Raw genomic sequence first — 11954 nt, forward strand, 5'->3', positions numbered from 1 at the left:
GATGAAGCACCAGTGACCATGAGATACCAGTGACCATGAGACACGAGTGACGATGAAATACGACGAGATCCTCGCCGAGCTGGCCGCGGGCACCGCGGCGGGCTCGCTCCCGGCGTGGGCGAGTCGCGTGCTGGACGAGATCGACGCGGGCGCGAGCACGGTGACGGCCGTACGGCATCCGCTGGGCTTCCTGTGCCTGCCGGTGGAACGCAGCGGCGAGTACGGCGTGTGCCTGCACATCTGGACGCCGGAGGTTCGCGCCGCCGAGACCACCACGTCCCCGGTGCACTGCCACAGCTGGGACCTGGTGAGCTTCGTGCTGTACGGAACGGTCCGCAACACCCGCGTCGCGGTCGAGGAGGCCGCAGTCGGGGTGGCCACAGTCGAGCCCGGCGCGGTCCAGGGTGCCGCGCTCGCGCCCGGCGCGGTCAAGGACATCGCGGTCGAGCCCGGCGCGGTCGAGGAGGCCGCGTTCGGGGCGGCCGCGGTCGAGCCCGGCGCCGGTGCCGCCACGCATCGGATCTTCGAGGTGGCGAGCGGCCCCGACGGCGACGAGCTGCGTGCCACGCCCCGTACGGTCCGCTACGCCGAGGGCGACGGCGGGTCCTCGGTGCACGGCACCGGCGACACCTACACCCTCCCGGCGGGCGTCTTCCACAGCACGCGCATCGAGAACGGCCTGGACGCCGCGACCGTCGCGCTCGGCCGCCAGACCCCGGGCGGCGGCGACCTGTCGCTCGGCCCGCTGGACGCGGCGACCCACCACACCCACCGCCAGCCCTGCGACCCCGACGAGGCCGTCCGCGCCGCCCGCCGTTCGGCCCGCCTGCTGGCCGCCGCCCACCCGCGCCGCCCCGAACCCGACTCGCTCGGGGAACGGCATGAACCCTGCGCTCATCGCACGACGTAGACCGTACGCACGATCCCGACCCCGCGACCGGAGAGGCCCGATGAACGCACCGAACGTGGACCTCCACCGGGCCCGGCGCGTGGCGGTCGAGGCCGCCGAGGCCGCCGGTGACCTGCTGCGCGCCCGCCTGACCGGTCCGCTGGAGGTGAGGCTCAAGGACGCGTCCGGCGACGTGGTGACCGACCTGGACCTGGCGTCCGAGACGCTGATCCTGGACCGGATCGGCGCGGCCTTCCCCGGCCACCGGATCGTCTCGGAGGAGGCCGGAACGGTCGGCGGCGCCACGGCGGACGCGACGTGGCTGGTCGATCCGCTGGACGGCACCAACAACGTGGCGATCGGCATGCCGGTCTGCGCGGTCGGCCTCGCGCTCTGCGTCGGCCAGACCCCCGTTTTGGGCGTCGTGCACGAACCGGTGACCGGGCGAACGTGGTCGGCGACACGAGGCGAGGGCACTCTCGGCCCCGACGGCGAAGCCCTGCGGCTGCCGCCAGCACCCCGGCCCGGCCGCGCTGACAAGCCCGTCCTGGCGTGGATCCAGGGCCACGGCGTCGGCCCCGACGACCCGGTCGTGATCCCGCTGAAGCTGATGCTTGAGGCGCGCAGCGCACGCGTGATCCAGCTGTGGGCGCCGCTGGTCGGCTGGGCGATGCTGGCGCGCGGCGACATCGACGGGATCGTCGGCTACCGGCCCGAGCTGGTCGACCTGCCCGCAGGCGTGCTGATCGCCGAGGAGGCGGGCGCCGAGCTGCGGCGGCTGGACGGCCGCCCGTACGACCCGAGCATCGACCTGCCCGCCGCCGAGCGCGGGCTCGTCGCCGCCCGCCCCGACCTGCTCGACAGCCTCCTGGAGACCGCCGGCTCCGCCGCCGAGGCCGTCAAGATCAACGCCAACGGCGCCAACCCCGAAGCCGTCCGCATCGCCTGGTAGCCGCACCGCCCGGCAGCCGCGCCGCCCGGCAGCCGCGCCGCCCGGTAGCCGCGCCGCCCGGTAGCCGCGCCGCCGTCGCCGGGCAACCGCATCGCCCGGCAACCACACCGCCCGGCAGCCGCGCCGCCCGGCAGCCGCGCCGCCTGGTAGCCGCGCCGCCGTCGCCGGGCAACCACACCGCCCGGCAACCGCACCGCCCGGCAGCCGCGCCGCCTGGCAGCCGCATCGCCTGGCAGCAGCGTCGCCTGGCAACCACACCGCCTGATAGCCGCGCCGCCGTCGCCGGGCAACCACACCGCCCGGCAACCGCACCGCCCGGCAGCCGCGCCGCCTGGCAGCCGCGCCGCCTGGCAGCCGCGCCGCCTGGCAACCACATCGCCTGGCAACCACACCGCCCGGCAACCACACCGCCCGGCAACCACACCGCCTGGCAACCACACCGCCTGGCAACCACACCGCCTGGCAACCACACCGCCCGGTAGCCGCATCGCCTGGCAGCCGCATCGCCTGGCAGCAGCGTCGCCTGGCAACCACACCGCCTGATAGCCGCGTCGCCGTCGCCGGGCAACCACACCGCCCGGCAACCGCACCGCCCGGCAGCCGCGCCGCCTGGCAGCCGCGCCGCCTGGCAGCCGCGCCGCCTGGCAACCACACCGCCTCGCGCCGCTGGCGCCGGTCAGCTGGTGAGGAGGAGGGCGGCCACGGCGGAGGAGCAGCCCAGTGTGGCCAGCGCGACGCCGGTCAGGACGAACTTGCGCATGGGAACGCGGACGTCCCAGCGACGGCACCACTCGAACCACAGCAGCGTGGCCAGCGAACCCCACGGCGTGATGACCGGGCCCACGTTCGTGCCGATCAGCAGCGACAGGAGCTGGTCCTTGTTCTCGGCCGGTACGGCCGACTCCCCCGCGACGTAGGCGGGCAGGTTGTTCAGCACGTTCGACAGACCACCGCCGGCGAACGCGGCCCGCATCGCACCGGCCCAGCCGTCGTCGGTGCCGATGAGCGAGCGCATCGCGTCGTCCAGCCCGTACCGCTCCAGCGTGGGCACCACCAGGAACAGCGCCGCCACGAACACCAGCAGCTGCCACGGGATCAGCGCGGGCTTCAGCGCCGTCCGGTCCCGTACGGCGAACGCCACCACCGCGATCACGGCCGGGATCGTCGCGGCGATGCCGAGCTGGAACCCCGTGTGGACCCCGGCCAGGATCGCCCCGATGAACAGCAGGCACGCCACCCCGGTCGCCGAGAACAGCACGCGGTCGCGTACGGGCTCGGGCACGGGCGGCTCGTAGCGGTCGGCGCCGCGCATCGAACGCCGCCAGAAGAACGTCCACAGCAGCGCCGCCGTCACGATCAGCACGGCCAGCTGCGGCAACCACATCCGCGCGGCGAACTCGGGCGTCTCCAGCGCCACCCGGTCGGCGGCGAGCAGGTTGGTCAGGTTCGACACCGGCAGCAGCAGGCTGGCGGTGTTGGCCAGCCACACCGTGGTCATCGCCAGCGGCAGCGGCGCGATCTTCGCCCGGCTCGCCAGCGCCAGCATGACCGGCGTCAGCAGCACCGCGGTCGTGTCCAGGTTGAGGAAGACCGTGTTGACCGTGGCGAACGCGAAGCACAGCACGAACAGCGCCGCGTAGTCGCCGCGTCCCGCCCGTGCCATCCGCTGCGCGATCGCGTCGAAGACCCCGGCCTCCTTGGTCAGCTCGGCGAGAATGATCACGCTGAACAGGAACAGCAGCAGCGGGGCGATCCGCTCGAGGCTGTCCTGCGCGGTCGCCCTCGGGAGCAGACCGGTCGCGACGAACACCAGGCCGAGGAGCAGCAGCCCGATGCGGATCCAGTCGAGCACCCCCAGACGGCTCAGGAGGTTCGCGGGAGAAGGCACGGCGGACATGATCCCATAAGCGCCCCGCGACGCTGCGATCGTCGTGTCACCGCGCAATACTGAGGGAATGACGACGCCCCCCGGCCAGTCGCGGCAGGACCGCCCGACGGATCTGTTCATCAGCTACTCCCCTGCCGATGAACGCTGGGCCTCCTGGATCGCCTGGCAGCTGGAGGCGGCCGGGCACCGCACGATGATGCAGGCGTGGGACTTCGTGCCGGGGACCAACTTCATCGACTTCATGGACCGCGGCCTGTCGGAGGCCAAGGTCGTGGTGGCGGTGCTGTCGAGCAACTACCTGCGGTCGCGGTACGGCCGGTGGGAGTGGATGACGGCGCTCCGCGCCGACCCCGACAACCCGGCGAACAAGCTGGTGACCGTACGGATCGAGGACTGCCCGATCGACGGGCTGCTCTCCACGATCACCTATGTCGACCTCGTCGGCGTCGACGACCCCGACGACGCCCGCGACCTGCTGATGCGCCGCATCGACGAGGCGCTCGCGGGCCACGCGATGCCGCCGGACGGCCCGCGGTTCCCCGGCGCGATCCCCGGCCGCGTAGAGGAAGAGGTCTCACGCGGTCCCGGCCAGGCGGGCGCGTTCGGCCAAGGCTCCGGCCAGGCAGGCGGCCCCGGCCAGGCGGGCGCGTTCGGCCAAGGCTCCGGCCAGGCAGGCGGCCCCGGCCAGGCGGGCGCGTTCGGCCAGGGTTCCGGCCAGGCGGGCGGTTCCGGCCAGGCGGGCGGTTCCGGCCAGACGGCCGTCTCGGGACAGTCCGGCTCGGGACAGACGGGGACCGGTCGGGCGAGCAGTACGGCCGGGCGGCCGCGGCTGTACGGCAAGGACACCGAACGCCCTGAGATGACGGGCGAACGGCCCGCGCGGCGCGCGCCGGTGGCGGTGCCCGCGTTCCCCGCCGCGCCCGGGGTCGCCGACCGCCCGCGCGAGCACATCAGCGTGCTGCATGTGACGGGCCCGCGGTTCGGGCGTACGCTCGCCGATCCGGGCGAGGCGACCACGGCGAGCGAGCTGCAGGACGAGATCTGGAGCGACGTCACCCGCCTGGCCGACTCGGACGTGCCGCGCCCCGACCTGCTGGTGGTGACCGGCAACCTGACGCACTCGGGCAGCCGCAAGGAGTTCGCCGAGGCGTTGTCGTTCCTCACCAACCTGCGCGCCCTCCTCGGCCTGGAGGCGCAGCGCGTCGTGATCGTTCCGGGGACGCACGACGTCAACCGGGCGGCATCCCAGGCCTACTTCTCCAGCTGCGAGGCCGACGACATCGATCCGCAGCCGCCGTTCTGGCCCAAGTGGCGACACTTCGCGGGTCTGTTCAAGGAGCTCTACCAGGGCCTGGACAGCCTGGTCTTCGACAGCGCCCAGCCGTGGACGCTCTTCCCGATCAACGACCTGAAGGTGGTCGTCGCCGGGCTCAACTCCACACTCCCCCAGACCCACCGCGACGAGGACCGCTACGGCCAGGTCGGGCAGGCGCAGGCGGCGTGGTTCACCGAACGGCTGCGGCACTTCGAGGACGAGGGCTGGCTGCGCCTGGGCGCACTGGAGCACGCCCCGCTCTCCGGCGAGCCCGGCGCGCTGCGCGACCCCGAGGCGGTCGACTCGCTGCTCGGCGGTCACCTCAACCTGCTCTTCCAGGGAACGGAGGCGGGCTTCGGCGGCGGCATCCAGTCCCTCGACTCCGGCGTCCCGTGCATCCCCGCGCTCGGCCCCGGCCGCCACCAGATCGTCGTCGTGAAGCGCGACGGCCTGGAGCGCTGGGTCCCGGCGGAGGCCGCCACCCGAGGCCCGACGCGCCTCGAACGCTCCTGGAAACGCGTCGCCGGAACGTTCCCGCCCCCGCGCGAAGAAGCGGCGCCGCCGGAGATCCCCGCCGGGCCGACGCCCGAGCTCGGCCCGGTCCGCACCGAGATCGACCCGGTCACCGTCCCCGACCCGACCGGCGAGCTGCTCGACCGCATCTCCGAGGCCTGCGAGACCAGGTTCGAACGCGCGACGATCCGCCGGATCGACGCCGATCCCCCGCACCTGCTGCTGACGCACCTGGAGGACGGCTTCGTACGGCAGTACCGGATCGGCGCGCACGTCGGCGCGGTCACCGAGGCCGACGTGGACGCGTTCGTCCGCCACGTGCACGCCGACGGCACCGACCACGGGTCCGAGCTGGTCTACCTCGGCCCGCAGGCACCGCGCTCGCTCCGAGACGACGCGCAGCGGCGCGGGATCCGGCTGCGCAGCCTCACCGAGTTCCAGGGCCTGCTCGACCTGTCGGACTACGTCGCCGGGCAGACCGCGCGGCTGGCGTCCGGCGGCCTGTACGCGCCGTCGCTGTACGTTCCGCAGCGGTTCCGGGAGAGCGACCGCGCTCAGCTCACCCGAGGGGGGACGACACCCCACACCCCCCGAGGCGCGGAAGAGGCTTCACCTGAAGGCGCCAAACCCGAGGTGCAGGAGGACGCGGTCGGCGAGATGCTGCGGCTGCTGGCCACCGACCACGGCCGGTTCATGCTGCTGCTCGGCGACTTCGGGCGCGGCAAGACGTTCGCGCTGCGCGAGCTGGCCCGGCGCATCCCGGTCGAGCTGCCGCACGTGATCCCGATCCTCATCGAGCTGCGCGCCCTCGACAAGGCGCACTCGGTGGACGGCCTGGTCGCCGCGCACCTGGCCAACCACGGCGAGGAGCTGATCGACCTCAAGGCGTTCCACTACATGCTGCGGCAGGGGCGCATCGTCCTGCTGTTCGACGGCTTCGACGAGCTGGTCACGCGGGTGACCTACGATCAGGCCGCCGACCACCTCGACACGCTGCTGCAGGCCGCCCAGGACAAGGCGAAGATCGTCGTGGCGAGCCGTACGCAGCACTTCAAGTCGCAGGCGCAGGTGCTGACCGCGCTCGGCGAGAAGGTCGGCGTGCTGCCGCACCGCCGCGTCCTGTCGCTGGAGGAGTTCACGCCCGCGCAGGTGCACTCGTACCTGATCAACCGGTACGGCAGCGAGGCGGCCGCCGAGGAGCGGCTGCGGATCCTGGCCGGGGTCGAGGAGCTGCTCGGCCTGACCAGCAACCCGCGCATGCTGAGCTTCATCGCCGACCTGCCCGAGGAGCGGCTGCGCGCGGTGGCGCAGGCGCGCGCGACCGTCAGCCCGGCCGACCTCTACAAGGAGATCCTGTCGTCCTGGCTGGCCTACGAGGCCGAACGCGTCCGGCACACCGGCGGGCCCGCCGGTCTCACCACCGACGACATGTGGCAGGCGGTCGGGACGCTGGCGCTGCGGCTGTGGGAGAGCAACGAGCAGTACCTGCGGCTCGCCGAGCTGTCCGACATCGCCGACGCACTGACCGGACTGACCGACGGGCGCCTGTCGCACAGCCAGATCACGCACGCGGTCGGCGCCGGAAGCCTGCTCATCCGCACCGAGGAAGGGCTGTTCGGTTTCATCCACCTGTCGGTCATGGAATGGCTGGTGGCGCGGCACATCGCCGAGGAGCTGGAACGGGGCATCGCGCCGCGGACCCTGACGCTACGGGCGTTGTCCCAGCTGACCGTGGACTTCCTGTGCGACCTGGCCGACACCCGGGCCTGCCAGGAGTGGGCGTCCGGCGTGCTCGCCGACCCGAACGCCGACGACCTCGCCCGCGCCAACGCCATCAAGATCACGACTCGGCTGCGCACCCCGTCGCAGACCGACCTGCGCGGCGCCAAGCTGCAGGGCGAGGACCTGTCGTACCGCGACCTGCAGGAGGTCGACCTCACCGGCGCCGACCTCACCGACGCGCAGCTGGTCGGCACGAACCTTTCGCGTGCCGTGCTGCGCGACGCCTCGCTCGCCGGGGCGCGGCTGGACGAGGCGCGCCTCACCGGCGCCGACCTGCGCGGTGCCGACCTGTCCCGCGCCCGCCTGGCCCGCGCCGACCTGCGCGACGCCACGATCGACGGCAGCCGCTGGACGCGGGCCGCGCTCATCGACGCCAACCTGCCCGACCGGATCGCCTCGGCGCCCGAGCTGTACGAGGCCGCGATCGCACCCGGACGGCCGGTCGACATCCAGGTCGCCCCCGCCGCCGTCGGCGTCCCGTACGGCTTCCACTTCGCCACCAGCCGACTCCCGCAGCCGCTCGCCTACAGCCCCGGCGGCTCGGTCGTCGCGGTCGGCAGCGAGGACGGCGGCGTGCTGATCTGCGACGCCGTCACGGGCCTGCCGCTGCGCACCCTGCAGGGCCACCGCGACCGCACCTACGCCGTGGTCTTCGACGAGCACGGCAACCTGCTCGCCACCGGCTCGGCCGACGGAACGGTGCGGATCTGGGACCTTGCGACCGGCCGCTGCACGCACACCCTCCCCGTTCACCCCGAGGGCGTGTGGCCGGTCATCATGGGTCCGGAGATGCTGGCCGCCGGCGCCGCCGACGGGACGATCCGCGTCTGGGACCTGGCCTCCGGCGAACTGCTGCACGAGCTGCCCGGCCACACCGCGCCGATCTACACCGCCGTCTTCGACCCGTCCGGCACGCTGATGGTCACCGGCGACGCGGGCGGCACGCTGCGCGTCTGGAACCTGGCCACCGGCGAGCTCCAGCGCACCCTCGGCGGCCACCAGGGCGCGATCTTCCGGGCGGTCTTCCACCCCGGCGGGACGCTGCTGGCCGCCGGTGACGAGGCCGGCGTCGTACGGCTGTGGGACATCCGGTCCGGCGAGATCCGCCAGGAACTGCTCGGCCACACCGGCCGCGTGTACGCCATCGCGTTCCACCCCGACGGCGGGCTGCTGGCGACCGGCGACACCAAGGGCTCGGTCCGCGTCTGGCGCGAGGGCCTGCAGATCCTGACCCTGCCGCGCCACTCCGGCGCGATCTACCAGGCCACGTTCAGCCCCGACGGCGGCCACCTCGCCACCGCCGACAGCGCGGGCGCCGTGCGCCTGTGGGACCCCGGGACGGGCGAGGCGCGGCTGGAGCTCGCCGGTCACCGCGGCGCGGTCTGGCCGTTCGCGTTCCGGCCCGACGGCGCCCAGCTCGCCACCAGCAGCAACGACGGCACCGCCCGGCTCTGGGACACCGAGACCGGCCAGTCACGCGCCGTCCTGCGCGGGCACGGCCGGCGCGCCACCGGCGTCGCGTTCAGCCCGGACGGCTCGCTGCTGGCCGCCAGCGGCAACGACGGCCTGGTCCGGCTCTGGGAGCCGCGCACCGGCCGGATGATCCGCGAGCTGCACGGCGTCGCCGACAACCTCACCTCCGCCTCGTTCAACCCCAACGGCTCGCAGCTGGCGACCGCCACCAACGACGGCGGCGTGCACCTGTGGCAGGCCTCGACCGTGACGTTCGAACGCGAGCTGAACGTCGAGACCGACCACGTCTGGGCGCACGCCTGGAACCCCGCCGGCGACCTCCTCGCCACCGCCAACGACGACGACACCGTGCGGCTCTGGTACTGGACCACCGGCCGCGAGACCGTCAACCTCGCCGACCACCGCGGCCGGGTCCGTTCCATCGAGTTCAGCCCGGACGGCGCGCTGGTCGCCACCGGCTGCGACGACGCCCTGGTCCGCCTGTGGGACACCCGTACCGGCGAATGCGTCCAGGCGATGCACGGGCACACCGACCGCGTCTACCGGGTGGCCTTCGCCCCCGACGGCGACAGCCTGGTCAGCGCGAGCAACGACGGCACCGCCGTGCTGTGGGACACCCGCACCGGCGAGGCCCGGCACACCTTCACCCGGCACACCGGCCGCCTCTGGACCGCCGCGATCAGCCCCGACGGCGAGCTCCTCGCCACCGCCGGCGACGACCTGGTCGTCCGCCTGTGGGACCCGCGCACCGGCCGCCACCTGCACACCCTCACCGGCCACACCCGCCGCGTCTGGCAGGTCGCCTTCAGCCCCGACGGCCGCCTGCTCGCCAGCGCGGGCGACGACGGCGCCATCATCCTGTGGGACGTCGCCGACCCCGCCGCCCCCGGCCAGCGCGCCACCCTCCTCGGCCTCGCCGAAGGCTGGGCAGCCCTCGCCGCCGACGGCCGCTACAAGTGGGAGGGCAACGTCACCGCCGAGTTCTGGTACGCCATCGGCATGTCCCGCTTCGAACCCGGCGAGCTGGACCCCTACCTCCCCGAAGTCCGCCACCTCCCCCTGGAAGCCGACCTCTAGCCCGTACGGGCAGGCCTGGAGGCCGATCTCCGGGCGTCCAGGCACCCAGGGGCTTCCCGTAAGGCGTAAGGCCTGAAACGCCCTGAGATGCCTGTGAGGGCGTTCTCAGGGGGCGAAGGTGCAGTGGGCCAGGGTGGCGTCGTCGTGGATCTTCTGGCGCGGCCAGCGCGTCCCCTGGGGGTCGCCGTGTTCGGTCTCGCGGGTGCGGTCGATGAGGGCGCGCGGGCCCTGCCGAACGACGATGTCCGCCATCTCCCGCCAGTCCATGAGGCGGTAGGAGTCGACCGGGCGGGTGGCGCCGTCGGTGAGCAGCGTCGCGTGGCGCAGTTCGGCGAGCGGGACGGTGCCGGTGATGGCGGCCTCGGCCACGTCGGGATCGGCGGCGGCGAACGTACCGCCGCCCGTGATGTGCTGGATCTCGCCGTCCGTCCGGTGCAGCAGGAGGCTGGAGTCGGCGAGGACGAGGTAGTCGACCTGGTCTCCGCGCACCCGCAGGGCGACGACCGTGGCGGCGGGCGTGGAGGAACGGCCGAGATCGCAGGTGGCGCGGTGCGAGGCCGCGACGTCGGAGATGGCCCCGGCCAGGCGGGCGACCAGCGGCCGCTCCCCCGGCTGGTGTGCGCCCTCGGGTGGGCCGACGGGCTGGGCGACGGGCGGCCTGCCGGGCGGGCCGACGCCGTCCATGAGGCGGGCGAGCAGGCGCGTTCCGAGGGAACGGGAGTACCAGGCCGTTCCGTGCGCGCAGCCGAGGTCGGTGCCGAGCGGGAGGCCGCAACCGTCCAGGATGACGACCGCGCCGGGTGCGCTGGCGACGAAGTCCTCGTTGCCGCGCTCGGGGCTGCCTTCGTCGGTCGCCCAGCTGACCTGCATCAGCCCTCCTTGAGGGTCTCCCAGAGTGCGTCGACCTGGGTCTTGAGGTCTTCGAGACTGCCGGAGTTGTCGATCACGTGGTGGGCGATGGCGCGGCGGGCCTCGCGGGTGGCCTGGGCGGCCATGCGTTCCCTGACGGCCTTCTCGGTCATGCCGCGCTTGGCGGTGAGGCGGTCGAGCTGGGTCTCCACGGGGGCGTCGACGACCACGACCACATCGTAGAACTCGGCCAGGTTGTTCTCCGTGAGAAGCGGGACGTCGTAGACCACGATCGCGTCCTCGGGGGCGGCGTCCATCAGCTCCTGCATGCGCTCCCCGACGAGCGGGTGAACGATGGCGTTGAGGGCCTTGAGGCGTTCGGGGTCGGCGAAGACGATCGAGCCGACCTTCTCGCGGTCCAGGGCGCCGTCCGGCAGCAGGACCTCGTCGCCGAACTCCTTGACCACGGCGGCCAGCCCGGGCGTGCCCCGTTCCACCACCTCGCGCGCGATCTTGTCGGCGTCGATGACCACCGCGCCGTGCGCGGCCAACTGCGCGGAGACCTCGCTCTTGCCCGAGCCGATCCCGCCGGTGAGTCCAACCTTGAGCAGCACGCGCACCACCGTACTCAAGCGGGCCTCCCGGCCGGCACCCCGGTGGCCCGGGTGCGCCAGGTGGGGCGCCTCAGACCGCGGCCGGCGCCCTCAACTGGAGGTCTCGGCGGGGACCAGGGTCTTGCGCATGTGGACGAGGGTGAGGTGGGCGGCCACGCGTTCGCGGTGGGTCTCGCTGTAGCCGAGCTTGCGGTAGAGGCGCAGGTTGTCCTCGCTGAGGTGGCCGGTGAACAGGACGACCGCCTCGGCTCGGCCCGCGACCTCCTTCTCCAGGGCCTCCATGAGGGCGCGCGCGATGCCCCGGCCCTGCATGTCGGGGACCACGACGAGCCGGCCGATCAGGCACGTGTGGTCGCTGAACTGTGCGCGAACGGCACCGACCAGACGGGCGCCGAGCATCGCCTTGAGGACCACCGCGTCGCCGCTCAGCACCTTGTGGAGCTGTTCGTAGGACTCGACGAGCGGCGGGATGAACGGGTCGCCGTAGAGCTGCGCCTCGCTCACGTACGCGGCACGTTGCGCGGTCAGGATCTCACCCGCGTCATCGACGCCCGCGGGCTCGATCCCGACTTCCTCGGTGCTCATAGGGAGACCCTAGCGGC

7 protein-coding genes are annotated in these 11954 nt (G+C 73.4%); 3 read left to right on the forward strand and 4 right to left on the reverse strand.

All coding sequences use genetic code 11. The annotated features are described in order from the left end of the window. The first annotated feature begins 52 nt into the window (after positions 1-52). Together J4573_RS21660 and J4573_RS21665 are read left to right on the forward strand one after the other, a co-directional pair. The gene (locus J4573_RS21660; RefSeq protein ID WP_208257596.1) at positions 53-910 is read left to right on the forward strand and encodes a hypothetical protein; all 858 of its coding nucleotides are present in this window, start codon (positions 53-55) and stop codon (positions 908-910) included. A 40-nt stretch (positions 911-950) separates the two neighbouring features. Further along, positions 951-1841, forward strand: coding sequence for an inositol monophosphatase family protein (locus tag J4573_RS21665; protein WP_243773335.1), 891 nt, complete (start codon positions 951-953; stop codon positions 1839-1841). Positions 1842-2517: 676 nt separating this feature from the next. On the opposite strand, the gene J4573_RS21670 is transcribed toward J4573_RS21665, so the two are convergent. Continuing rightward, the gene (locus tag J4573_RS21670; RefSeq protein ID WP_307796769.1) at positions 2518-3729 is read right to left on the reverse strand and encodes an ArsB/NhaD family transporter; all 1212 of its coding nucleotides are present in this window, start codon (positions 3727-3729) and stop codon (positions 2518-2520) included. 67 nt (positions 3730-3796) lie between these two features. Between J4573_RS21670 and J4573_RS21675 the strand changes: the two genes are divergently transcribed. Continuing rightward, on the forward strand, positions 3797-9889 hold the full coding sequence (locus J4573_RS21675; protein WP_243773336.1) for a WD40 domain-containing protein: 6093 nt from the start codon (positions 3797-3799) through the stop codon (positions 9887-9889). 105 nt (positions 9890-9994) lie between these two features. Here the strand turns inward: J4573_RS21675 and J4573_RS21680 are convergent, their stop codons facing one another. The 3 genes from J4573_RS21680 to J4573_RS21690 form a co-directional block, all read right to left on the reverse strand. Then, positions 9995-10759: an integrase gene (locus tag J4573_RS21680; RefSeq protein WP_208257598.1), complete on the reverse strand. Its 765-nt coding sequence runs from the start codon at positions 10757-10759 to the stop codon at positions 9995-9997. Then, positions 10759-11349 carry a dephospho-CoA kinase gene (coaE, locus tag J4573_RS21685; protein WP_208257679.1) on the reverse strand — a complete coding sequence of 197 codons (591 nt, stop codon included), beginning with the start codon at positions 11347-11349 and terminating at the stop codon, positions 10759-10761. The genes J4573_RS21680 and coaE overlap by 1 nt, the downstream gene beginning before the upstream one ends. A 93-nt stretch (positions 11350-11442) precedes the next feature. Beyond that, on the reverse strand, positions 11443-11937 hold the full coding sequence (locus tag J4573_RS21690; RefSeq protein WP_208257599.1) for a GNAT family N-acetyltransferase: 495 nt from the start codon (positions 11935-11937) through the stop codon (positions 11443-11445). Positions 11938-11954 lie beyond the last annotated feature (17 nt).

The sequence above is a fragment of the Actinomadura barringtoniae genome, from assembly GCF_017573505.1.
In the GTDB taxonomy this organism is placed as follows: Bacteria; Actinomycetota; Actinomycetes; order Streptosporangiales; family Streptosporangiaceae; genus Spirillospora; species Spirillospora barringtoniae.